General features: G+C 38.6%; 19 protein-coding genes and 1 pseudogene. 9 read left to right on the forward strand and 11 right to left on the reverse strand.

Translation table 11 applies throughout. The features are described 5' to 3' along the window. Positions 1 to 191 precede the first annotated feature (191 nt). Entirely contained in the window at positions 192 to 800 is a 609-nt protein-coding gene (locus tag IPM92_10325; protein MBK9108737.1) for a DNA-3-methyladenine glycosylase, read from the reverse strand. A 104-nt stretch (positions 801 to 904) separates the two neighbouring features. On the opposite strand from IPM92_10325, the gene IPM92_10330 reads away from it, so the two are divergent. Further along, on the forward strand, positions 905 to 1,930 hold the full coding sequence (locus IPM92_10330; protein MBK9108738.1) for a hypothetical protein: 1,026 nt from the start codon (positions 905 to 907) through the stop codon (positions 1,928 to 1,930). Positions 1,931 to 2,094: 164 nt separating this feature from the next. Here IPM92_10330 and IPM92_10335 read toward each other — a convergent pair whose 3' ends face one another. From IPM92_10335 to IPM92_10345, 3 genes are all read right to left on the reverse strand, one after another. Beyond that, positions 2,095 to 2,418, reverse strand: a complete 324-nt coding sequence (locus IPM92_10335; protein MBK9108739.1) for a hypothetical protein — start codon at positions 2,416 to 2,418, stop codon at positions 2,095 to 2,097. 102 nt (positions 2,419 to 2,520) lie between these two features. Further along, complete coding sequence (locus IPM92_10340; protein MBK9108740.1) at positions 2,521 to 3,363, reverse strand: T9SS type A sorting domain-containing protein; 843 nt, start codon at positions 3,361 to 3,363, stop codon at positions 2,521 to 2,523. Between the two features lie 80 nt (positions 3,364 to 3,443). Then, positions 3,444 to 3,995: a 1-acyl-sn-glycerol-3-phosphate acyltransferase gene (locus IPM92_10345; protein MBK9108741.1), complete on the reverse strand. Its 552-nt coding sequence runs from the start codon at positions 3,993 to 3,995 to the stop codon at positions 3,444 to 3,446. A gap of 322 nt (positions 3,996 to 4,317) precedes the next feature. Between IPM92_10345 and IPM92_10350 the strand changes: the two genes are divergently transcribed. From IPM92_10350 to IPM92_10360, 3 genes are read left to right on the forward strand one after another with little or no spacing between them, the layout of a single operon-like run. After that, positions 4,318 to 4,887, forward strand: coding sequence for an RNA polymerase sigma factor (locus tag IPM92_10350; protein MBK9108742.1), 570 nt, complete (start codon positions 4,318 to 4,320; stop codon positions 4,885 to 4,887). 3 nt (positions 4,888 to 4,890) lie between these two features. Continuing rightward, complete coding sequence (locus tag IPM92_10355) at positions 4,891 to 5,520, forward strand: hypothetical protein (GenBank protein ID MBK9108743.1); 630 nt, start codon at positions 4,891 to 4,893, stop codon at positions 5,518 to 5,520. Positions 5,521 to 5,558: 38 nt separating this feature from the next. Next, positions 5,559 to 6,041 (forward strand): hypothetical protein, encoded by a 483-nt coding sequence (locus IPM92_10360; GenBank protein ID MBK9108744.1) that lies wholly within the window; start codon positions 5,559 to 5,561, stop codon positions 6,039 to 6,041. A gap of 242 nt (positions 6,042 to 6,283) precedes the next feature. Here the strand turns inward: IPM92_10360 and IPM92_10365 are convergent, their stop codons facing one another. From IPM92_10365 to serS, 5 genes and pseudogenes are all read right to left on the reverse strand, one after another. After that, positions 6,284 to 7,387, reverse strand: coding sequence for a hypothetical protein (locus tag IPM92_10365; protein MBK9108745.1), 1,104 nt, complete (start codon positions 7,385 to 7,387; stop codon positions 6,284 to 6,286). Between the two features lie 102 nt (positions 7,388 to 7,489). Then, positions 7,490 to 7,899, reverse strand: a pseudogene (locus IPM92_10370) (OsmC family protein). Between the two features lie 124 nt (positions 7,900 to 8,023). Further along, complete coding sequence (gene frr / locus IPM92_10375; GenBank protein ID MBK9108746.1) at positions 8,024 to 8,587, reverse strand: ribosome recycling factor; 564 nt, start codon at positions 8,585 to 8,587, stop codon at positions 8,024 to 8,026. A gap of 30 nt (positions 8,588 to 8,617) precedes the next feature. Next, on the reverse strand, positions 8,618 to 9,295 hold the full coding sequence (locus IPM92_10380; GenBank protein ID MBK9108747.1) for a zinc metallopeptidase: 678 nt from the start codon (positions 9,293 to 9,295) through the stop codon (positions 8,618 to 8,620). 93 nt (positions 9,296 to 9,388) lie between these two features. Continuing rightward, the gene (serS, locus tag IPM92_10385) at positions 9,389 to 10,669 is read right to left on the reverse strand and encodes a serine--tRNA ligase (GenBank protein MBK9108748.1); all 1,281 of its coding nucleotides are present in this window, start codon (positions 10,667 to 10,669) and stop codon (positions 9,389 to 9,391) included. A 267-nt stretch (positions 10,670 to 10,936) separates the two neighbouring features. Here serS and rho point away from each other — a divergent pair, with 267 nt between their 5' ends. From rho to IPM92_10405, 4 genes are all read left to right on the forward strand, one after another. After that, positions 10,937 to 12,742 (forward strand): transcription termination factor Rho, encoded by a 1,806-nt coding sequence (gene rho, locus IPM92_10390; GenBank protein MBK9108749.1) that lies wholly within the window; start codon positions 10,937 to 10,939, stop codon positions 12,740 to 12,742. A gap of 152 nt (positions 12,743 to 12,894) precedes the next feature. After that, positions 12,895 to 13,050, forward strand: a complete 156-nt coding sequence (rpmH, locus tag IPM92_10395) for a 50S ribosomal protein L34 (protein ID MBK9108750.1) — start codon at positions 12,895 to 12,897, stop codon at positions 13,048 to 13,050. A 14-nt stretch (positions 13,051 to 13,064) separates the two neighbouring features. After that, the gene (rnpA, locus tag IPM92_10400) at positions 13,065 to 13,433 is read left to right on the forward strand and encodes a ribonuclease P protein component (GenBank protein MBK9108751.1); all 369 of its coding nucleotides are present in this window, start codon (positions 13,065 to 13,067) and stop codon (positions 13,431 to 13,433) included. Between the two features lie 258 nt (positions 13,434 to 13,691). Next, a complete protein-coding gene (locus tag IPM92_10405; GenBank protein ID MBK9108752.1) occupies positions 13,692 to 18,191 on the forward strand; it encodes a gliding motility-associated C-terminal domain-containing protein in 4,500 nt (1,499 codons plus the stop codon). A gap of 1 nt (position 18,192) precedes the next feature. On the opposite strand, the gene IPM92_10410 is transcribed toward IPM92_10405, so the two are convergent. Continuing rightward, on the reverse strand, positions 18,193 to 19,599 hold the full coding sequence (locus IPM92_10410; protein MBK9108753.1) for a hypothetical protein: 1,407 nt from the start codon (positions 19,597 to 19,599) through the stop codon (positions 18,193 to 18,195). A 148-nt stretch (positions 19,600 to 19,747) separates the two neighbouring features. Here IPM92_10410 and IPM92_10415 point away from each other — a divergent pair, with 148 nt between their 5' ends. Further along, a complete protein-coding gene (locus tag IPM92_10415) occupies positions 19,748 to 21,958 on the forward strand; it encodes a T9SS type A sorting domain-containing protein (GenBank protein MBK9108754.1) in 2,211 nt (736 codons plus the stop codon). A gap of 731 nt (positions 21,959 to 22,689) precedes the next feature. On the opposite strand, the gene lysA is transcribed toward IPM92_10415, so the two are convergent. Further along, positions 22,690 to 23,916, reverse strand: coding sequence for a diaminopimelate decarboxylase (lysA, locus tag IPM92_10420; protein MBK9108755.1), 1,227 nt, complete (start codon positions 23,914 to 23,916; stop codon positions 22,690 to 22,692). Positions 23,917 to 23,961 lie beyond the last annotated feature (45 nt).

The following is a 23,961-nucleotide window of genomic DNA, read 5'->3' on the forward strand; positions in this document are numbered from 1 at the left end:
TTAATAATATATGTAAATTATATGAAAAAAAAAAGAATTTTTCAAATGGATTTTTCCTCACAAAAAATGCGATTCAAGCGTGTATTATCATTGAATTTCCAATTTTTTATGCAAAATCGAATTGTCAGTTACTTTATTGAAGTCAGAATTAAATTCCTTAATTGTTTGCTGGTAAATGTGGTTATGGATCCTTAGCGCGGACTCCCACTCACATAATCATTCCCTTTCAGATAAAACCTGTAGAGCCATTGAGCAGATTCGCCAGCAGATTCGACACCAATCCTTTTGGACTGTCCGATCTGTGCTTTGTTATATGTGATTTGGATGTCGTGAATCTGAAGCGGACTTTCCGGTTCATAAAGCTTGCAGGCATTTAAGGCGCGATTTATACCCATAGCTTGTGTTAAACAACCGGGGCCTTTTGTCAAAGCTGACGGTGCTTCTGATATGCCACGATTTTTTTGCATCTGTGCTATGCCTTCGCGGGGTTCAACAGCTCGGATCAAAATGGCATGCGGGGTCCCTATGGGTCCTGTAATGATATTAAACATTTCGTGGATTCCGTAGCACACATATATATAAGCATGTCCGCCGTCCAAGAACATGGTTTTCGTGCGCGGAGTTAGCCTGTTTCCAAAGGCATGGGAAGCACGGTCTTCTGGTGCCCGATAAGCCTCTGCCTCAACAATGATTCCAGAATATCTGATTCCTTGTATTTGGGATACCAGCATTTTTCCGAGAATATCACGAGTCAAACCAAGAACATCATCGCTTAAATAATATTTGCGCGGGAGGAGCATCGATCAAATTTTAATGTGGCAAGTTATGAAAGCTTTATCCCTTAAGCACATTGTGTATTAGAAGACTTATCTTTATTGCATCAAAACACTAAGTTCATAAAATTTTGCGCGTACTTTACTTATCTGTGAGTTTACTCGTTGTCATATTTTTCCTATGGAAATGGGAAACCTACTCTCAGCCAAATCAAACTAAAATATGTGGATTGAGTTTTGTTGCACCCCCTGATCCCTTTGTTTCAAATCCCATGTCGGCGATCAAACAAGTAGGTGCAAATTGGCTAACGTTTATTCCTTATGCATTTTCCGCTGCAGGTCAGCCGGAAGTTCGTTTCGAAAATCTGCATTGGCAATGGTGGGGAGAACGCGCGGAAGGTATTAAAGAATGCATTCGCCTGGCAAAAGCTGCCGATTTAAATATCATGTTGAAGCCACAGGTGTACATTCATCGTTCTTGGGTTGGAGCTGTGGAGTTTCATTCAGAGGAAGAATGGCAACAATGGGAACAGAGTTATACAAAATACATGATGCTTTATGTTGATATCGCTAAATCAGAAAATATTGCGATGTTGTGTATTGCAACAGAATACGATAAAGCGGCCATCAAAAGAGAAGCTTTTTTTCGAAAACTCATCCGGGAAATCCGAAGTAAATACAGTGGCAAGCTTTGTTATAGTGCCAACTGGGATCACTATTCGAAAATTCCCTTTTGGGATGCTTTAGATTATATCGGCATTAGCGCTTATTTCCCTTTAGCAGATCATAAAAATCCAAATGTTGATTCTTTGAAACTGGCATGGATTCCTTATCTGAATGAAATGGAAGCATTTTCAAAGAAATGTAAGAAATCGATTTTGTTTTCTGAATTTGGTTACCTCAGTGTTGATGGCAGTGCCGGTAAAACCTGGGAACTTGAAAAAAATTTAGAATCCCTTCCGATCAACGAAACCTCACAAGCAACAGCATACGAAGCATTATTTTCGAGTTTATGGAACAAATCCTGGTGGGCCGGTGGATTTTTGTGGAAATGGTTTCCGGAAGGAAAAGGGCACGAAGGCTTTCCGGAAAAAGATTATACACCACAAGGAAAACAAGCGGAAACCGTGTTGAAGTATTGGTACGACCAAAAATGAATTTTAATTTGGAATCTTTGAAATGGGTGAAATAGTTGAATCTTTGATTTTAAAAAAAGACATTGCGTTTGGCAAACTGAGTTTGCAAAGGAGCGTAAATTTTGAAAACCCTTTCAAATAATCATAACCAATTCTCTCAAATCCTGTCAATCTTGTAAATCCGGTCAATAGTCCGAATCTAATATCAGATTTTGTGGGTGGTTTCTTCGGCTTATTGCTCTGGCTTTCTGTCGTTTCCAGATTTCGGCACTGATTGCTTTGGGCAAATCTTCTGCAGATGTGTGTTTGAGGATTGCTAACAAAATATGTTCTTCGACATCCAGGCGGTAGAGATGGCTAAAAAGCAGACCGGGATCACTATCGAGCAATTCATTTACGCGCGTTTCAATAGAATCTAACCACTGTTTTTCCTGATCAAATTGATCTAAAAACTGATCGTTGTATTCGGGTAAAAGTATTTCATTCATCGCTATGATGAAAGGTAACATGTAAATTTGATATGGTGTTGAGAAAATGAATGTTCTTTATCATTATGACATTCATTTTCGGAATAAATATTTTGCGGGTCGGTCCCGGATCTTAGTTCAAAATCAGGTTCTTGATTGTCTCTTGATCAATTTTTGCGTTTTGATCAAATTGAAATCAGCATCCAAAAATTTGATAAAATAAATTCCGTCTTTTTGATGGGACAAATCAAGCGTTTCTATATGACCAATCAGTTTTCCCGAAAATAATTTTTTTCCAAAAAGATCTATGAGTTCGTAAGCAACAACTTTAGGATTACTTACCTGAAGCTGGATTTTCTCATTAAAGGGATTGGGATATACCGAAGTACCACTTATATCCGTTTGGTGAATTCCGGTACCTATTTTTTCATTGACCTGCAGCGCAGTTTTATTTCCACCGTCGCCACTATCCGATCCATTGGCATTAACACCGGTGCCTCCGGCGTATATAGTTACCGCCCCTGAGCCTTTTACAGGAGCCGTCCACAGGATTTCAAATAAATTTTTATCGCTGCGATCGGTATGTTCTGCATACAATCGTCCAGTACGCAGTGTTGTCAATTTAACATTTGAACTTATCGGACTGATTTCTTTTAAATTAGGTCCGTTTACTTTTTCTTCAGCATTTAATAAGGTCATTTGAAAACCATAAGCTTTAGGATCATTTCCGCCGGTTTTATTGATACGCACATGAATAGAATAAGATTTTCCGGGTTCGTATGCCTGGATGGTATCAGTGCCTTCCAGAACATGAATTTTGACTTCTACACTTATCGGACCGTTGTGGCAAGATTTACATACCGTATCATCATCTCCAGGTGCACCCGTACTGCCTTTGGCTCCCTCTGCTCCACGACCTTTTTGATTGGACATGGTGACTACCCCAAGAAAGGAAAGTAAAAAAAACAGGTAAATAAAATTTTTCATAGGCATTTAAACTTCACAAAGTTAGGTATTATGGTATGACTCTTTTTTTAACAAAAGGTTAAAAGAAGAACGGGTAAATATCATTTTTTGTAGCCTTTTTCAGGATATTTTCCTTCTCCAGAAGAAATATAATGTTCTACAATGGCCATATCATTGGCCGGATCTTCAGTTGCATAAAAGGGTTTATGAAAGTGAACATACCGGGTTTTATAATTTATTGAAGCCGGTACAATCGGCACTCCGGCACCTTTTGCGATGTAATAATAGCCCGTTTTCAATTGATCGGTTTTTTTGCGTGTTCCTTCCGGAGAAATGACAATAGCAAAGACCCGATGCGATTTAAAAAGCTCAATATACATCTCTACCTGGTTTTTACTCGCAGATCGCACGACAGGAAATCCACCCAAGGCTTTGAAAAACCAAGCATAAGGTGGCCTAAACAGACTTTCTTTACCGATAAATCTCATTTTATCCAATCCGCTGGCCCACCTGATGAGCAATCCCAATGGAAAATCCCAATTCGAAGTATGGGGACCAATTGCGACTACAAATTGATCAATTTTTCGCAACGTTTCTGTGCCCGTGTATCGCCAGCCTAATAAACCCAATAACCATTGACTCCATTTTTGCATGCGGATGTAAAAATAGCCTAAAGCTCAAAGCTAAAAGCTAAAGCTGATTGGGAATACAGAAATTTGAAGGAATTGACCATGAGGAATGGGTTTTTAAGGATTTACAATATGGTTCTTAGGGTTTGTTGTAGAAAAATGCCTAAAGCTCAAAGCTGAAAGCAAAATGCTTAGTTCTGAGTTATTTGATGTTTCTTAAGCTCAATTAGTCTTTACTCCATAATCCTTGCACCATACTCTATTTCTATTGGGGTTTTCTGTTCAAAAACTCTAAAAATCAGCTTAATTGGTTAAACTTTGCAGGGTAATAACAGTCTTAAGAATGATGGCGGGATTAAAAAATACGGAAGACCAACTCATCCTGGAATGGGTGATCGGTGAATTGACCATGGAAAAAGGTTTCCGGGCTTTGGTTGAAAAATACCAGCAGAAGTTGTACTGGCATATCCGGAGGATGGTATTGGTTCACGAAGACGCAGATGACGTGCTTCAAAACACCTTTATCAAAGTGTATAAAAGTATACACCAATTTGAAGGAAAAAGCAGCTTGTTTACCTGGTTATACCGAATTGCAACGAATGAATGCCTGAGCTTTTTAGACAAAAACAAAAGGTATAAATACGACGGAATGGATGAGCAGAGCGAACATCCGGTCATTCAGCAACTTGCAGCAGATCCTTATTTTGAAGGAAATGAAATTCAACTCCGTTTGCAGGAAGCTTTGACCAGATTGCCAGATAAACAGAAACAGGTTTTTCTGCTCCGTTACCATGACGAGATGTCTTACAAAGAGATGTCTCAAGTCCTGGAGACTTCCGAAGGAGCTTTAAAAGCATCTTACCATCATGCCGTCAAAAAAATTGAAGAATATTTTAAATCGCTGGAATTAATTTAAGAAATGAATATACATCCAATATATAACGAAGATCCGGAGTTGCCATTTGGTAAAGCTTTGAAAAATGCAGATGGTTTTAAAGTACCCGAACATTATTTTGAAAACAGTGAAGAAATGATCATTCTTCAGTGCAGCGGTTTGGTGTCCCAGGAATCAAATGCTACATCAGGATTTGATGTACCTGTTGCTTATTTTGAAAATTTTACAGATTCACTGATCGAAAGAATCAATGCCGAATCACTTGCATTTTTACCCAAGTCGGACGGCTTCAAAGTTCCAGAAAGCTATTTTGAGACTTTTTACAATCGTTTGCAAAATAAACTTTCAGCTCAACATCAATCGACACCAACAAAACTTATAAAATTTCACAAGCTATGGTATTGGGCTGCTGCAGCATGTTTATTTAGTGCGGTTGGATTGTTTGCTATAAAATGGTCGCAAAACCAAACAACCGAAAATCTGCTTGCGCAATGTTCTGAAGAAGAGTTATTAGAGTACGTCACTGCTTATGTAGAAGAATTTGATGAGCAAAGTCTGGCCTTGTTACTTGAAGAAAATGATATTAATCAACTGGATATGATGAATGGACTTGATGAATCTGCTGAAGATCTGTTGATTGAGTATCTTGAATAAATGGTATTTTTATTGTTATCGAAATAAAATCTAAATCTATGAAACAAATTTTGAGTTCACTCCTGGCCTTGCTGACTTGCCTGGGATACAATACAGCACAGGAAGGCCCACCCATGAAAGGAAAAGATCGCATGATCGAAAAAATGGAATCTATGCGCGTCGCTTTTCTAACCAATGAATTGGATCTGACATCTGACGAATCTGCAAAGTTCTGGCCGGTGTACAATGAATATTCGAAAAAGCGCATGGAATTGCGTAAAGATTTAATGGATAAGAAACGCAGTATGCGTGATCAAAATCTATCTGAAGAGGAATCCGAAAAAGAATTGGAAGATCAATTGGCCGTGCAGGAAAAAGAATTAAATCTGAAACGCAGTTATTATGAGAAATTCAAAGCAATCCTACCTGCACAGAAGCTTGCAAAACTCGAACCGGCTGAAAAAGAATTCAATCACGAAGTCCTTCGCAAATTGAAGGAACGCAGAGAAAACCGGATTGGCAGGGGAAGGCCAATGAAGTAGGGGAAATGGTTATTTGACTGCTTGGAGGTTTGATATTCTATTAGAAGGCTGGTAAAAAGTTCATATAGGATTATCATAGGAACCATTTATTAAGAATTTGATGGACTCAATTCTTAGGTCTTGAATCCATATCTCCTTTCAAGCAATTTTTAAAAAATTATTCCAAGCAGCCAAATAGTCAAACCTCCCAACAGTCATCCCTAAATGCCTATAAGCCTACATACCTAAACATATTCATCCCATCAAGATGTACCCCTTCTCAAATCCTCAAACACCTCCCAATATGACGGAAATGATTTACTTACAACATGTGAATTGGAAATACTAACATTTGTTAGTTTATGAAGAAGACTAAAGGCCATGGCAATTCGATGGTCCTGGTGACTGTCGAGAGTTATATCTTTATTTATTTGAAATGTTTGCATGTTAAAATACATTTCCCTGCCGGCCAGTATTTCAAGAACAGTAACTTTGCATAGTTGTAAAAAATTAGTAATGATGTGCAGTCGGTTGGATTCTTTGTGCTCCAAATGTTGTAATCCTTTAAATGTGGCATTTACTTTTTGAATTGCACAAAAAATAGCCAAGGCCGGAAATAGATCGGGACAATTAGTAAAATCAAATTCAATGTGTTTTGGATTTTCATTAGACTTTTTTTCGACAAGTAATCCATTTTCTTCTTGAATAGCTGTGATTCCAAAAGCTTGTAAAAAATTGAGGACAACTTCATCTGCTTGTAATCCGGATCTCTTGAGATTTGGAAAAAAGCAAAGGAATTTTTCTTGTAGAGCGATCCATGATAATATAAATGCAGCTGCACTCCAGTCAGCTTCCACTGTGTATGTTTGCTCTGAATAAGTACCGGATTTAATGTCTACGGAGTTCCCATGAATTGAAAATTGAATTCCAAATTGTTGCATGAGTTGGAGTGTCATATGTATATAAGGCTCTGACACGCCTTCAGGAGACCAACTTACTTTGAGACCATTATGGAAATATGGTGCAATCAAAAGGATTGATGATACAAACTGGCTACTCATTTGTGAATCAACATGCACCACATCGGAATGATCTTTATTAACTCCCTTTACAATTTTGATAGGAAGATAATAATTTTGATTTTCAAACTGAAATAGACAAGCTAATTGTTCCAGCCCACGAATCAGAGGCATAATGGGTCTTGATTTTAAATTCCCCAAACCATCTAAAATTTTGTTTTGCCCTGTTAAACAATAATAAGCAAGTATAAATCGAAGGGTAGTTCCACCTTCGCCAATATTTATATTTACTTCTTTATTGTTGAGAGCTTTTGCAGATATATAGTGTCGTCTGAAGCCGAGAGATATTTTATATGTTGTTTAAAATTGCCGAGCGCATGAATGATCAATAAGCGATTGGAGATGCTTTTAGATGATGGCAATTTAACTTGCTGAATATCCATTTTTAATTTAATCCTTCCAATGGATGCGAAGTACGGATAATAAATCCGGATGCAGGCTCCTGTCTACAGGGCAGGCATGCGCAGCATGGTCCAATATTGTTTTTTCTTTAGGGCTGTAAGATTTATCAGGCATATGCAGGTCAATTTCAACGGAAGCAATCCTTCTCGGATGGTCTGCCATGATTTTTAAAACTTCAGCTTTCATTCCTTCGATGTCGATTCCATGCGTTCGGGCTGCAATTCCCATAATGGTCATCATACAACAAGCTAAAGAAGTGGCGGCAAGATCAGTAGGAGAAAATGCATCTCCTTTACCCTGGTTGTCTGGTGGAGCAACTGTTTGAATTTTTGTCCACTCCGCAAATGTGTTGCTTCTGTCCGAAGATCTCCAAGGTAAATGACTTCTGCTGTTTTCATCATCAATTGAATTTAAATAGAAAATAGTCGATACTATGTTCGCGCATGTGATCTGGTTCATGTAAATGAGAGGATACCAGAAATCAACTCATTTGAAGAAATAACTGAGAAAACAATCGACTTTTTATACAGTCATAATTTCTTTATCTTTTGCTTCAATGATCTTGTCAACTTTCGAAGAAAAATCATTGACGATCGATTGTATTTCAATTTCTTTGCGTTTAGCGGCATCCTCTGAAAGCCCATTTTTTTGTTCTTTTTTGATGGTATCCAAAATTTTATGCCGTGAAGATCTTATACTCACTTTAGCTTCTTCACCATAATGCTTAATTTGCTTTACATACTCCTTTCTGCGTTCTTCTGTAAGTGGGGGAATGGATATGCGTATCAGTTCGCCGTCATTTTGCGGAGTTAATCCGAGATTAGCAGCAAAAATGGCGTGTTCAATTTCATTGATCATTTTCTTTTCCCAGGGTTGTATATTCAGCGTCCGGGCGTCAGATGCACTGATATTTGCAATTTGTCCGATGGGAGTAGGAGCCCCATAATAATTGACCATGATTCCATCAAGCATTCCAGTAGAAGCTTTACCAGTTCTTACTTTTTGCAATTCTTTTTGCAAATGATCTATTGCCCTATCAAATTCTTCTTTGGCTTTCTTCCAAGCGACTTCTAATTCTGGAGTCATATGATATTATTTTTAGTTATCGTTATATGATCAACGGTTTGCACCAACATAGCGCAAAATTAAATAAACCAGCATTACCAAAGAAGAAAGTGCGGCAGCTACATACGTCATACCAGCCCACCATAGCGCATCTTTTGCGCCTTGGTATTCCTGAGGGGTAACAACACCTCTCTGATCAATCCAGGCTAAAGCGCGTTTGCTGGCATCAAATTCAACCGGTAAAGTGATGATGCTGAATAAAGTGGTAATTGCAAAAGCAATGATGGTAACCAACATTAAACTTGGGAATGTATTCGCTAGCATAAAAGCAGCCAACATTAGATATTGCTGCGCAACGCTTGCAAATTTGACAACAGGAACGAGTTTAGACCTCAATTGAAGCATTGCATAAGCAGTATCGTGTTGAACCGCGTGTCCGCATTCATGTGCTGCGACAGCGGCCGCTGCGACACTTCTGCCCTGAAATACATCGGGACTGAGATTTACCGTTCTGTTGACCGGATTGTAATGGTCTGATAAGAATCCATGTGATTCCAGAACTCTAACATTATGAAGGCCATAGTACTGCAGCATATCTTCTGCAATTTCTCTGCCCGATTTATTACCGCGCAAACCTATTTTCGAATAAGCTTTAAATTTGCTTTGAAGCCTGTTTGAAACATACATACCTGCTAAAGACAATGCCCCGGTCAGGATGAAGTAAATCATATAATCTCCACTAATTGCCATATTTATTGTGTTTTAATTTTTATAGTAACAGTTATTCTTCCCGGAAGATTTCAAATATTTATTAAAAATTTCTTAACGGATCATGTCAAAGCCGGTATAAGGTCTAAGTGCATCCGGAATGGAGATCCCTTGATCGGTTTGATTGTTTTCAAGTAAAGCCGCCACTATCCTTGCCAAAGCCAGAGCACTCCCATTAAGGGTATGGGTGAGTACTGATTCACCTTTGGCATTTTTATATCTTAACTTAAGCCGATTGGATTGAAAAGACTCAAAATTGGAAACGGAACTAACCTCCAGCCATCGCTTTTGGGCCGCTGAATAGACTTCGAAATCGTAGGTGATGGCGGAAGCAAATCCCAAATCGCCGCCACACAATCTCAAAATACGATAGGGCAAATTTAATGCTCCGAGTAAGGATGACACATGATTCAACATTTCTTCGAGGGCGGCATCAGATCTATCGGGATGTTCGATTCTAACAATTTCTATTTTATCGAATTGATGTACCCGGTTGAGTCCTTTGACATGAGCCCCATATGAACCTGCTTCTCTACGGAAACATGGCGTATATCCACATAGTTTTATGGAGAAGTTTTCGTCTTTAATAATTTCATCCCGATAGATATTCGTGATCGGTACTTCTGCGGTTGGTATGAGATATAAATCGTCTCTTTCCACATAATACATTTGGGCTTCTTTATCGGGCAACTGGCCGGTACCCCTAGCAGAATCAGCATTGACCAACAATGGAACGTGTAATTCTTCGTAACCTGCTTCTACAGCCTTGTCCAGAAAAAACTGAATAAGTGCGCGTTGTAGTTTCGCCCCCTGTGCTCGATAAACCACAAAACCTGAACCCGATAGTTTGACCCCCAATTCCAAATCAAATAAATTGTATTTACGTGCCAGATCCCAATGTGGAAGGGCTGTTTCCGGCAACTGAGGCAATTCTTCTACACTTTGTTTATGAATTACATTTTCTTCTGCTGTGGTGCCTGCGGGAACCATTTCATGAGGAACATTGGGAAGCATCAAAAGCTTTTCTTCGATTGCTTGTTTGGTGGTTTCCAATTGTAGTTCGAGTTCTTTCGTTTGTGATTTCAGTTCATTCACCGAATTTTTTAAACCATTGGCTTCGTCTGCTTTGCCACTTTTAAAAAGTTCTCCTATGTCTCTGGACATTTGGTTGAGGCTCGCAAGTTGCTGATCAATTTGAGATTGTAAGGATTTTCGGACATCATCCAATTGAATGATTTCATGAACAAAATTTAATTGTTCAGGCTTTAAGTTGCGTTTTTTATAGGCTTCAAGGACAGCCGTTGTATCTTTTCGAAGGATTCTAAGCTCTACCATCAGGGGTATTTTCTATTCGGCAATGTTAAGCAAGTCTCTGAAATTTTTTTCTAAAAATAATAAAATCATATAAAGTATAGTATATTTGCAGAGTCAAACCGAATGGTTTTACATATCTATCGCATCTCCAGAGTATATTCTGTTCATCCTTAACAAATTTATCTATTCCCGTGAGTGTTTGGCTGACCAGGTTCTCTGAAAATCGATTGTGAATCAAGCCCATATCAAATCTAAACGCTTAATTTATTCTGCTTTACCTATTTTATGATGTACGACATATTACAATTGAACGACATGCTTGTTCCTGAGTTAAGGGACGTAGCTGAAAAGCTCGGTGTACCTAACTCTAAGAAACTTTCCAAACAAGACCTCATTTACCGAATACTTGACCAACAGGCTTTGAATAAAAGCGGAGAAGATCAAAATCCGGGTGCAAACGGAGAAACCCGAACCCAACCTTCTTATGATATTTTGGTCGACGAGCATAACGTCAGAGGTCGCCGGCGTAGGGTTGGTAAGGCTTCAGATCAAGTCACCAAAGAAGACGAAACCCTTGAAGAGGAAACTGTTCCCGAAGAAAGCGAAAATGTAAGCGTTCCGGTTGTTACAGCTCAAATAGAACCTAAAGAACCCGTTAAACGAGAACCCAGAGAGCCAAGGGCACCAATAGAACAAAGAGAACAACGAGAACCAAGGGAACAACGTGAACCCGGTGAACAAAGAGAACAACGAGAACCAAGAGAACAGCGGGAACCCAGAGCACAAAATCAAGAGCGCAAACCCTATCAAAAGCCTACAAATACAAGAGGAAATTACAATAACAGAACTAATTATTCTGAAACCAGACCCCAGGGAGATGATAAGACAGGCCAAGAAAGCCTGGAGAACAACGGTCATGAACAAGCCGAAATGGAATTCGTACCAAAAGCTGAACCCGTTTTTATTGTAGAGTTGGAAGGCGTAATTGAGGGTACTGGTGTACTTGAAATGATGCAGGAGGGTTATGGATTTTTGAGGAGTTCAGATTACAATTACCTCTCTTCACCCGATGATATCTACGTTTCACCCTCACAAATTAAATTGTTTGGCTTGAAAACGGGTGATACCGTTGTTGGAGCCATTCGTCCGCCAAAAGAGGGAGAAAAATATTTTGCTTTATTAAAAGTTTCGAAAATAAACGGTTTGGATCCAAAATGGATTCGCGACCGGGTGCCATTTGATTACCTGACGCCCTTATTTCCAAATGAAAAATTTAAGTTAACTACAAGTCCTGCCGGGAGAGATTATGGAAACAGGATGATTGATTTATTTACTCCTATCGGAAAAGGCCAAAGGGCATTAATTGTTGCTCAACCTAAAACCGGAAAGACCTTTTTATTGAAAGATCTTGCCAATGCTATAGCTACCAATCATCCCGATTGTTACATGATCGTTCTTTTGGTGGATGAAAGGCCTGAAGAGGTAACTGATATGAGACGCAGTGTAAAGGCCGAAGTGATAGCATCTACTTTTGATGAACCTGCCGACAACCATGTGCGCGTTGCCAATATTGTTCTTGAAAAAGCTAAAAGAATGGTTGAATGTGGCCATGATGTCGTTATCCTCTTGGATTCAATAACGCGTTTGGCAAGAGCCTATAATACGGTGGCCCCATCATCTGGGAAAGTGCTTTCTGGTGGTGTGGAAGCAAATGCATTGCAAAAACCTAAGAAATTTTTTGGTGCTGCAAGAAAAATTGAAAATGGAGGCTCACTTACCATTATTGCTACTGCATTGATTGATACTGGTTCCAAAATGGATGGGGTTATTTTTGAAGAGTTCAAAGGAACCGGAAATATGGAGCTTCAACTCGATCGGACATTGGCCAATAAGCGCTTGTATCCTTCCATTGACCTTACAAAATCAAGTACACGTCGTGAAGATTTGCTATTGGACGACATGACTATCCAAAAAATGTTTGTTCTTAGAAATCACTTATCAGATATGAAACCGGAAGAAGCCGTTGAATTTGTCAAAAAGCATATGGCCGGTACGATGAATAACGACGAGTTTTTGATTTCAATGAACAGTTAAACCATTGATAATAAATTAGTTAGACTAAATAAAATGGAGTAATTTCCTAAAATTTATGAAAATTTCAAAGTAGTCGCTCAAATATTTGAGAATCTATTAGAATGTTTTATCTTTGCGTTCCCTTTTAAAAAGTCGTTGACAATTAGATAGTTATGAAAAGGACATTTCAACCTTCCAGAAGAAAACGAGCGAATAAGCATGGATTCAGGAGCCGTATGGCGTCTAAAAATGGACGTAGAGTACTTGCTCGCAGACGTTCGAGAGGAAGAAACAGACTCAGTGTATCTGACGAAAGAAGCCATAAATAGAAGCTTAACTTCTCATGAGCCAAGGCTATACATTTCCTGCAAGGCTCCGTTTAAAATCCAGAAAGCAAATAGAACAATTATTTGAAGAACCTGCATCGAGGTTTTCGCATCCTTTGCTCATTAAATACAGAAGCACTCAAGGTGATTTATTCTTTAATATAGCTGATCCACAATTGGCTATTTCGGTTTCGAAAAGAACTTTTAAACTTGCCTCCGACCGAAATCTTTTAAAAAGAAGGATTCGCGAAGCATACAGACTTCATTGGTCTTCTTATTTATCCGGAAAGCCCTTGTCATTGATGTTTATATATGTCGGCAAGACCAAGCTCAGCTATCTCGAAATAGAAAAAGCCATGATTCGCCTTTTGAAGGCAATTCAATAGAAATTGTAAATTCAATTCAAATTTGTTCTAATTGCCCGGCATCACACGAAATGGCATAATTTGGTATTAGTATTCTGCCATTTATTTTCCCTTTTTGATGAATTATATCAATATTGAACTTTAGTAAATCAAAGACATTCGAATAGATGGATACATACCCTGGACATACAGAATGTGGGATACTGATTTCAATTTGTAGATACCTGTTCTATTTTTATTATCTTTAGCTGCCACTTTGTTGGGATGAATTATTGCATCATGCCGAAATCAGTTTTTCTGGTCCTTTGCAATTTATTATTCTTATTTGCTCCATCCGGTTTGTTTCCGTCCGGTAAAGAATATTATTGGCCTGATTTTCAACATCATAAAACGGCTTGTACATTAAATATCAGCAAAGTCATTGTTGGTGATTGCGAATACATCGCTGCAACTTCAAATCAATCCAAGGTCATCGTTGCCGTTTTTTTAGCATGGAACATGCCGAATCCAGGCGAAATGATCCGGGTTCAGGTAAACGGACAAATAAAATTATTTGATCCCTTTATGAAAGGATGCCCGCCCTACGTTCAGTTTATTTTTACACCAGATGGGTCGATCCATACCGTAAGTGCGGAGTTTGTTAGCGGAAATTGTATAGCTCCGGTAGTTGATATTCAATTGCCATTACCTTGTGATCCTCCTGTTTGCACAGGCAATGATTATATTGGAGGTAAGGTCTATTCAGATTATAATGGAAATGGAACACAGGAGAGTTCTGAAAATGGCTTAGAAGGTATTGAAGTACGTTTATATGATGATGCCAAGCAGTTGCATGCTGTAACGAAGACAGAAACCAATGGTTTGTGGGCTATTGGAAATTTAAATCCGGGACAAAAGCTTCGAATAGAATATCAGGTACCTTTAGATTTATTTGATGCAAATCCGGGCCAGGACAATAAAACCAGGACGCAAATGGCAAGGGTTGGAAATTGTGATGTTGATCTGGGCATTTATCAATTGGCGAATCTCATTGATCCAAATCCATGGATGGTATCAACATGTTTTGCAAAAGGGAATGCACTCAACCGTGCAAGTCCGGCTTTTAATGAACCAACTCTGGTGGCTAACCTTTATAACACTACAGAAGGTGGTCCAAGAACAGGCCCTAATGGAAATTATTATCTTGCAAGTGCAGGTGAAACCGGATCGGTGTGGGGATTGAGTTTTCAAAATTCAAGCAGAAAATTATTTTCAGCTGCCTTTTTAAAGAGAAATGCATCCCTGGGCCCCGGTGGTTTAGGGGCTATATACTTAACCGATCTAACAGGCTTTTTGCCTAATCCACCGTTTAGAGCCGGATATCGCTATTATGGAAATACAAACATCTTACTCAATTTCGATGTATTTGGCATCTCAACGGGCAATGAGGCTAGTCTCACCCGGAATTTACCTTTGAATCCACTTCAGGCTTCGCATGATACCGCTGCTTTTGATAAAATTGGAAAATGGGGATTGGGTGATCTTGATTGCAATTCAGCTGAAGATACATTGTACGTTGTCAATTTATTCAACCGATCACTTATCTCGATTGCCATTGGAAATCCGATCAGTTTACCAATTACAGCCAATCGGATTCAGGAAATACCCATTCCCGATCCCGGATGTATTGCTGCCGATGACTGGAGGCCCTGGGGATTAAAATATCACGATGGAGTTTTATATGTAGGCGGTGTTTGTTCTGCAGAATCTTCTAACAATACCGATGATTTAAAAGCGGTGGTTTATGCATATAAAAATGGCAGTTTTACTAAAGTTGTATCTTTTGATCTCAATTATATAAAAGGCTATCTCAATGCTAATTATTGTTCGACATTCAGGCCCTGGAATCGAAATTTCTATACTTACTTTATTGGTGCAGACGTGGTCTGTGGTCCAGTGCCGGTATTGTCTGATATCGAATTTGATTCTGAAGGCAACATGATCATTTCACTAGGAGATCGCTACGGATATCAAACAGGGGGGAGAGACTATGGTACCAATACCAGAGATGGTGTAGTGTATATTAGTTTCGCCGGTGGAGATAATTTAAAACTATATCATTTAAAAGGAGAATATCTTTTGGAGCAAAATGGAACTTCAGGATTTTATACAACACAAGGCGTCAATAATAATCAAGGTGTGTGTGGAGGTGAATTTTATTTCCAGGATGGATTTTACAGTCATCAGGAAAGTACCTTAGGAGCATTGGCTGCGCATCCAAGTTACAATACCATTGTTGCAACGCTGATGGATCCGGCAAATATTTGGTCAAATGGTTGGAGCCAATTAGATAATTCACTCGGCAGCAAACGCGTCAATTACAACATCTTTACAGGTGAATATGGTACTTTCGGAAAAGCTGCAGGTTTAGGTGATATTGAATTGTTGATAGGTTCATCCACCCCAAAAGGTATTGGAGTTTCTATTGGAAATTTCGTTTGGTCGGATAGCGATCAGGATGGTATCCAAGATCCCGGAGAACAGGCTTTGCCAAATGTAAATATTTACCTTTTTAAAAACGACACCCTGGTCAAACAAACCCAAACCGATACCTCCGGCTTGTATTATTTTCTGGGATTAGATCCCTTATCAGAATACATTATTCAATTGGGTTTGGATACGCATTACTTGTATGGTGAATTTCTTCATAGTAATGTTGGATATGCGGTAACTCAATTTCAGTCCAGGATAAATTTTGGAAATTCGGAAAACGATTCCGACGCTTCGAAAAATTTAGCTTTACCTGCATCATACAGAAATAAAATTGCACTCTCTTACTTAACAGGGAAGGATGGGGAAAATAATTTTTCCTTAGACTTTGGTTTGTTTCCTTGTAATCAAACCATACCTGACACAGCTTTACTGGATTTGTGTGCCAGTGATTCCGTAAAAATCGGTGATGTATGGTTTTCTGCAACGCATTCCAAAGGTTTGGTTCGCTTTCCAAATACAAACGGCTTTGGCTGCGATTCATTATTAAGCGTGGAAGCCCGCATTCATCAAGCTTCCGTATTTCAACTGGACACTTCCGTTTGTCAGAGTGAGCGTTTGTTTTTGCACAATGAATGGTTTGATGCAGGGCGAACACAAGGAGCAATTTTACTTTCAGGAATGAACCAATATGGCTGTGATTCTTTATTACAAGTCCAATTAAATTTCAGATCGCATTCCGCTTCTGTTTTAGATACGAGTATTTGTCCGGCCGGAAGTTTAGTGATACACCATCAAACGTTTGATTCATCCAGAACTTCAGCCCAGATTGTTCTTACAGGAGCAAGTAAAAATGGCTGTGATTCTGTCATTGATGTAAAAGTAAATGTATTGCCATATACAGAATCAAACTGGATGCAATCCATATGTCCAAGGGATACCATTATTTTACACAACGAATATTTTCATGCATTGAGAAGGAGTGGCGACATTGTTTTGTCTGGCGCAAATCAACATGGTTGCGATTCTATTCTGCATGTTCAAATTGTATTGCTGCAAACGAGTTCAACAATTTTAGATACAGCCATTTGTCCGGGTGGGTATGTAATGCTGCAACAACAGAGGTTTGACGAAAACCGGCGAAGTGGCGACATCATTTTATCAGGAGCAAATCAATATGGTTGTGATTCGACCATAACAGTTAATTTGAGTGTTTTGCCAAAGAGCCGTTCGCAATTGGATACCTCTATTTGTCCAGGGGAATATTTACTTATTCATAATCAAAGATTTGATGAGCTTTATCTCACAGGCGATATTGTGCTTGCAGGAATGAATCATGTCGGTTGTGATTCGATATTAACGATCCAATTGAAGATCCGGCCTCAAACTAATTCGACAATTGATACTTCCATTTGCCCGGGTGAATATATTTTGTTGCATCAGCAGACCTTTGATGAAACAAAACGTACAGGAAGAATCGTCCTTGCATCCGCTAATCAATTTGCTTGTGATTCTGTTATTGACGTCCGCGTAAGTATTCGTCCTGAAACAAAATCGCAATTGGATACTTTTTTATGTCCTAAGGGCAGTGTGTGGATCCATCAACAGTTATTTGATGAAAAAAAGCAGACTGGAGAAATTACACTTCCGCGGGCCAATCAGTTTGGCTGTGACTCTATTGTTGCCATATCTCTTTTGTATTATCCGGATTATCATCATATAGATTCAATGGAATCTTGCGTTGAGTACTTTTGGCCCCCGGCCGATCAAATTTATAGAACTACCGGATTGTATTCTTTCAGAACACAGACCGTTCATGGATGTGATTCAAATTTTCAATTGCAGCTTCGGATTCATCCCGAATTCAAATTGTATGATACAATTTGTGTTTTAAACAAATATGTGTGGCCTGTCAATAATGAGTTATATGAGGAAAGTGGCAATTTTTTATTTAACCATTATTCGGAAAAAGCTTGCGATTCCATTGAATATTTGCATTTAATAGTGATCACTTCTGGCGAAGTGTATGTACCCAATGTGTTTTCGCCAAATGGAGATAACATCAATGATCGCGTTGGTGTTTTTTCCAATCCGGATGTAGCGCTCATCGATGTATTTGCCATTTACAATCGCTGGGGTGAGCTCATGTATGAGCGGAATCATTTTCCTCCAAATGATCAGCGAATTGGATGGGATGGTATTTTCAAGGGCCAACCGGCAATTCCTGCCGTTTATGTTTTTCGTGTTGAATGGCGTGATAAATTCGGAGGTAAGCATAAAGCAAAAGGTGACATTACTTTGATCAGATAAGTCAATTTAATTTTGATACCATGCTATGTAGCCAGGTTTTTTCAATGAGTTTTTTATCACTCATGATTTCTGTCAGCCAGTTACTTTTTTCTTTTTGATTTAAATTCGCTGTATGTTGGAGTTTGTTAGCTACCGCAAGGAAGTTATTGTAGTAATCGCGATGATAACCCAACTTTTTTGACCTGCGAATTAAATTTTTTGTAGCGGTGAGTTGATTGCCCATGATTTCCAGTTCATTGATTTCAAAATAAATTTTAATCATCTCCACACGTGCATTCAGTTCTATAAGGGGATCTTTGAAAATACTGGTATTCAAAAGATATAAGGCTTTCTGAAAATGGCCTCTTTCTTTTTGAATTTTTGCCAGACAAAATTGGTAAATCATGCTTCTGTCTTTTTCATCTACAAGAGGTTTGTATTTTTCGAGGAGATTTTCGGCCAGTTCAAGATCGTTCATACGAATACATAAGACAATTATATTTTTGTAAGTAAGCGAACTCATAACCCCATAATCCAGGATCCAGGTATGGTCGATGCAATGTTGGAATAAATCAAGTGTAATGGCAAAGTAATCCGTTGTATTTTGATTGATTTTGCGTATGCCATAATTCAATGCAGTGAGATACAATTCGCGGCCGTACTCGAAGTCAAAGTAACTTTCGTGAGTTTTTAAAAGCTCCAGATATTCTTTGAAATATATTTCATCATCTGGATTTCTAAAAAGCCGTATTGCAAATAGATACATTTTAAGTTCAGGGTATTTTTGCCAATCCTGTTCTACAGCTTGTTTCATCCATAAATCCAGCATGGGATATTCACTGGTTTCGCGGCCAATAGCTTCATGAGAAAGTTGTTCGAGATAAATGCGAAGCCTTTGAATCAGGGCTGATACTTCTAAATGATCAGCACAAGATTTGAAATCGAAATTTGTAAATCGGTTTTTGAAAGAAGCATAAGATAAAATTTCCATATCCAACTGATGTTTCCAATCGTACAACTGTGGATTCCAAACTCTGGTTTCGTTGAGTTCCAATTGTAATTTGGCAGCTTCTCTTTCAAAGTATTTGATCTTTTGATTTTTCCGGAGATGCTTTAATAGTTGGAGATCTTTTTCAATATCTGCTTTTTGCTTCTCTTCAATGAAAATAAAGGTTTTAAGATGTTGGAGCAACTCTGAGAAAAATAGGCGAAGTTTTACATCAGAATAGATTTCTTGGGGATATAAAATTTTAAACAATTCATTTTTGAATTCGCCATTTGTATGTGGTTTCATGCTTTGGATGGCCTTTAATCCGCTAAGGAGTTTCTTATTGGTATTAAAATATGTGGCACTCAGGAACTCAAGGAATCGCTGGCGTTGTTTGCTATTCAATGTTTCGTATAACTCAATTGCAAACGGGTTTTTCATATTTCCCTACAAATTATTAGTGTAATACGTTGAAAATTAGATATATATTACATTTCAAATATAGTATTTTATCTACAAATCGATATTTTTTTATTTTTTAAGACAATAGTCTTGCTCTACTTTTGTTTTAGAAATAATGGCACAGCCCATGTTAAGATTTATCAGGTACAGTAAACTATTGGTTTTGATTCTGCTTGTAAGTGGGATCAGGCTCACCGTCTCCGGTCAGACTTCGGATGATGTGTCGCTCTATCTGGTCGACAAGGGGTGGGCGGGTGATACCAACCTGATTGAACTCAGGGTTACAGGTTTCAAAAATATATCTGCGTTTCAGTTTAGCTTTAGAGATGAGAACAGGTTGGGGCAGTTGGTTGGGGTTGATCAAATCAGATTGCCAAATTTAGGTCCATCCAATTTCAATTTTCAATCGGGATTTAATGCGCTAACCGTTTCTTGGGATTTTGCAGTTCTGGGTGCCACATTGCCCGATGGAGAAGTATTGTTTCGCATCAAGTGGCTTTCCGATTCCACCAAACTGCATTGTTATGAAATTTCCAATGCGCCCATCCTGATTGAGTTTCTGGATGAAAATGCACAAAGTTTGAATGTGACCACATTCAAGAGTTGTCAGATCGTTCAATTTATACCTACTTACCTGAATGTCTTCCGCGATCAAAATTTGAATTGCGTTTATGATAATCAGGAATTTATTATTTCTGATTATACGATAGTAGATAGTTTTAATGGTAGAAGTCGAGTATTAAAGAATCCGCAATTGCTGGGATTCTCCAAAGCTGATTATGGATTTCATTATTTTAGCGTGACGCCTGCTTCTCCTTTATGGAACAGTTGCAACAGAACTCAGGTACTGTACATTGACAGCAGCACTCAAATTATCAGTATTCAGTTTGGCCTTCAGCCATTGGCAGATTGTCCTTTATTGAATGTAGATCTGAGTTCACCTGTTGTGAGAAGGTGCGTTGATTATCCATATCAAATCAATTATCAGAATACCGGAACATTACCGGAAAGTAACGCAGTGATCCGTATCACGCTGGATTCATTTATGATCTATAAAGGAGCAAACATACCGGCTTCCCTGGTACAATGGCCCTTTGTTGAATTTAATTTGGGTTTGCTTGATGTTTTTCAGTCAGGCTCATTTCAGATAATGGTTGAATTGGATTGTAACCGAACCATAGTAGGTCAAACGCATTGCATTAAAGCAGAAATATTACCAAAAATAGATTGCATTCAATCACAAAATTGGTCTAAAGCAAATCTCGAAGTAGCTGCGGCCTGTGCTGATGGAAAAGTCAAATTCAGAATTCTGAATTCAGGCGAGCAGAATATGTCAGAGCCTTCTCAGTACTGGATCGTAGAAGACGATATTATGCCGGGACTCAAGAAAAATGTCCTGCTCAACAAAGATGCTTTTTTGGATTTGGAATATCCGGCCAATGGGAAAACCTATCGCCTGATCGTTGACCAGGTAGCTTTTCATCCGCGTCAATCCAAACCCAGTGTAGTTATTGAAGGATGTGGAAGAAATCAGCAGGGAGATTTCAGCAGAGGGTATGTATTGCAATTTCCCGAGGATGAAGAGGATCTGCATATCGCCATTGACTGCCAGGAATCCAGAGGATCTTTTGACCCCAACGATAAAATGGCCTGGCCACGTGGATATGGACTTGAACAATTTGTTGAACCCAATCGCCAAATTGAATACAGAATTCGTTTTCAAAATACGGGAAATGACACTGCTTTTCAAGTGACCCTGTTAGACAGTCTGGATGAATGGCTTGATCTGACAAGTTTTACCCCTACAGGCTCATCACATCCTTACAAATACAGTTTGATTGGTCAGCAATTAAAAGTAGTTTTTGATAAAATATCATTGCCTTATAAAGCAGTTGACGAAAATGGCTCGCAAGGATATTTCAGTTATTCTTTAAAGCCTCTTGCCGCGGTTCCTTTAAAAACAAAAGTATTTAATACTGCAGCAATAATATTCGATATAAATGCAGCCGTAATCACAAACACCACCCTACATACGATATCCAAAGATTTTATTGTGGTTGATACTAAATCACCTGCCGGTCCTGAAAAACACTTGATGAACATCTTTCCTAATCCCAACACTGGTTTTTTCCAGATAACGACTGAGGGCCTGAAACAAAATGGAGTATTAAGCATCGTGAATGCTTATGGGAAAACCTGTTTCAGGCAAACATGGCAAGGGCCATCTTTCCAGTTTAACTTGAACCAAAAATTGGCTCCCGGATTGTATTTCAGAAAACTTGAAAATCAAAAAGGAGTCATCGAACAAGATAAATTGTTGGTCATACCAGCTGAATAAGTATTCAAACAAGATATTATTTACGAAAACCAAATAAGATTTTCAACCGGGAACGCCTGAGTTGATGTTGAAAATTGTGACGAGGTAGTCCCGGTATGATGTTTGCATGCCGGGATATCTTTTTTGGATGATGGATTATAGATGATAGATTATGGGTGATAGATGATGGATGATAGATGTTCCGTCATGAAGAAGCTTCTAGTTTGCAATGATCATAATTTTGGCGGGAGCAGTTGGTCGTTGATGAAACTAACAATCGTTTGTTAGTACTTACAATCTAAAATCTTCCCGACATAATCATCAAATTTTTAATGAACATTTTCTTCATTTCGGGAATCCATTTTACCTACCTACAGCACGCGGTGATTCCTTATACATTTCAGCTACCGATATTTTGTCCCTAAGGGACAGAGAACCAAGAGTCAAGAGTAAATGGCCAAGAGTCATCCCGACATGAAGAAACCTTCTATTGACGATAACTTAATGATGTCGGGAGCTAAAAGCTATATTATATAACAAGTAAAAATTGAAATAATAATTTGAAAATAGTTAAAATTTATGGAACTAACACACGTTAGTTCGTGTTGTTTTCTAACAGACTAACAGACTAACAGACTAACAGACTAACAGACTAACAGACTAACAGACTAACAGACTAACAGACTAACAGACTAACAGACTAACAGACTATCAGACTATCAGACTATCAGACTTCTTCCTACAAGCCATTCTCAAATTACCAACACCTGATGTCTTAATAAATCCTCCAACACCTCCCGCTCCCGTATGAGATAATCATTGCCTTCATGGATCATGACTTCTGCCGGTCTGAATCTCGAATTATAATTGGAAGCCATAGTGAAGCAGTAGGCACCTGCATTTTTAAAACATAGAATATCACCGGGATGAATTTCGGACACGACGCGGTTGTTGGCGAAAGTATCTGTTTCGCAGATGTAACCCACAATATTATAGACTCTTGGTTTGCCATTTGGATTGCTTACATTGAAAATGTAGTGATAAGAATCATAAAACATTGGACGGATCAAATGATTTAAACCTGAATCGACGCCTGCAAAAACAGTAGAGGGTGTTTGTTTGATGACATTTGTTTTTACAAAAAAGTAACCACATTCTGATACGAGGTATTTTCCGGGTTCGAAATACAGTTTCAATTGTCTGCCATACTCTTTACAGAATGCATTAAAAGATTTTGATAAGACTTGTCCAAGCTCTTCAATATCGGTACAAACATCATCCGGTTTATATGGAACTTTTATCCCACTTCCAAAATCAATAAATTCCAGGTCTTTAAATTTTCTTGCTGCATCGTACAAAATTTCAGAAGCCAGGCTAAAGACTCCTGCATCAAGAATGTCAGAGCCTGTATGCATATGCAAACCGTTGATCTTGAGTTTTAGTGCATCAACCAGACGAAGCACTAAAGGCATTTGATAAATGGATATGCCAAACTTGCTATCGATATGACCTACTGATATTTTTTCATTTCCTCCGGCCATATCATGCGGATTTAAGCGGATCCCAACTTTGGTTCCCGGATAGTGATGACCTATGTATTCTAATGTTTCAATATGATCAATGTTGATTTGAACCCCGAGTTTAATGGCCATTTCCACTTCATCAGGGCCAACGCAATTTGGAGTATAAATAATTTGCTCGGGTTTAAAACCGGCCTTCATTCCAGTCCATATCTCCTGAACAGAAACGCAATCCAAACCAACGCCCCATTGTTGCATCAGCTTTAAAATATTGATATTGTTCAAAGCTTTGCAGGCAAAGTGAATACCCAGGTCTGGTACATCGAATGCATTTTTCAACCTGTCAATTTGTCTTTTGATGATGGAGGTATCGTAAACGTAAAATGGCGTGTGGTATTTCTCAACCAGGTCTAGCGCCTTTAAATTCTGGATCGTGTATTCGCCATTCTGAAGTTCCATATATTATTAATTATGATCAAAAAATTTAAGCAAAGCTAAATGCAT

This window comes from Saprospiraceae bacterium, assembly GCA_016719615.1.
In the GTDB taxonomy this organism is placed as follows: Bacteria; Bacteroidota; Bacteroidia; order Chitinophagales; family Saprospiraceae; genus Vicinibacter.

Excerpts from the sequence above, each read along its gene's own strand:
- IPM92_10325 (MBK9108737.1), bottom strand. The coding sequence starts at position 800 with ATGCTCCTCCCGCGCAAATATTATTTAAGCGATGATGTTCTTGGTTTG.
- IPM92_10335 (MBK9108739.1), bottom strand. The coding sequence starts at position 2,418 with ATGTTACCTTTCATCATAGCGATGAATGAAATACTTTTACCCGAATAC.
- IPM92_10340 (MBK9108740.1), bottom strand. The coding sequence starts at position 3,363 with ATGAAAAATTTTATTTACCTGTTTTTTTTACTTTCCTTTCTTGGGGTA.
- IPM92_10345 (MBK9108741.1), bottom strand. The coding sequence starts at position 3,995 with ATGCAAAAATGGAGTCAATGGTTATTGGGTTTATTAGGCTGGCGATAC.
- IPM92_10350 (MBK9108742.1), top strand. The coding sequence starts at position 4,318 with ATGGCGGGATTAAAAAATACGGAAGACCAACTCATCCTGGAATGGGTG.
- IPM92_10355 (MBK9108743.1), top strand. The coding sequence starts at position 4,891 with ATGAATATACATCCAATATATAACGAAGATCCGGAGTTGCCATTTGGT.
- IPM92_10360 (MBK9108744.1), top strand. The coding sequence starts at position 5,559 with ATGAAACAAATTTTGAGTTCACTCCTGGCCTTGCTGACTTGCCTGGGA.
- frr (MBK9108746.1), bottom strand. The coding sequence starts at position 8,587 with ATGACTCCAGAATTAGAAGTCGCTTGGAAGAAAGCCAAAGAAGAATTT.
- IPM92_10380 (MBK9108747.1), bottom strand. The coding sequence starts at position 9,295 with ATGATTTACTTCATCCTGACCGGGGCATTGTCTTTAGCAGGTATGTAT.
- serS (MBK9108748.1), bottom strand. The coding sequence starts at position 10,669 with ATGGTAGAGCTTAGAATCCTTCGAAAAGATACAACGGCTGTCCTTGAA.
- rho (MBK9108749.1), top strand. The coding sequence starts at position 10,937 with ATGTACGACATATTACAATTGAACGACATGCTTGTTCCTGAGTTAAGG.
- rpmH (MBK9108750.1), top strand. The coding sequence starts at position 12,895 with ATGAAAAGGACATTTCAACCTTCCAGAAGAAAACGAGCGAATAAGCAT.
- rnpA (MBK9108751.1), top strand. The coding sequence starts at position 13,065 with ATGAGCCAAGGCTATACATTTCCTGCAAGGCTCCGTTTAAAATCCAGA.
- IPM92_10405 (MBK9108752.1), top strand. The coding sequence starts at position 13,692 with ATGCCGAAATCAGTTTTTCTGGTCCTTTGCAATTTATTATTCTTATTT.
- IPM92_10410 (MBK9108753.1), bottom strand. The coding sequence starts at position 19,599 with ATGAAAAACCCGTTTGCAATTGAGTTATACGAAACATTGAATAGCAAA.
- IPM92_10415 (MBK9108754.1), top strand. The coding sequence starts at position 19,748 with ATGTTAAGATTTATCAGGTACAGTAAACTATTGGTTTTGATTCTGCTT.
- lysA (MBK9108755.1), bottom strand. The coding sequence starts at position 23,916 with ATGGAACTTCAGAATGGCGAATACACGATCCAGAATTTAAAGGCGCTA.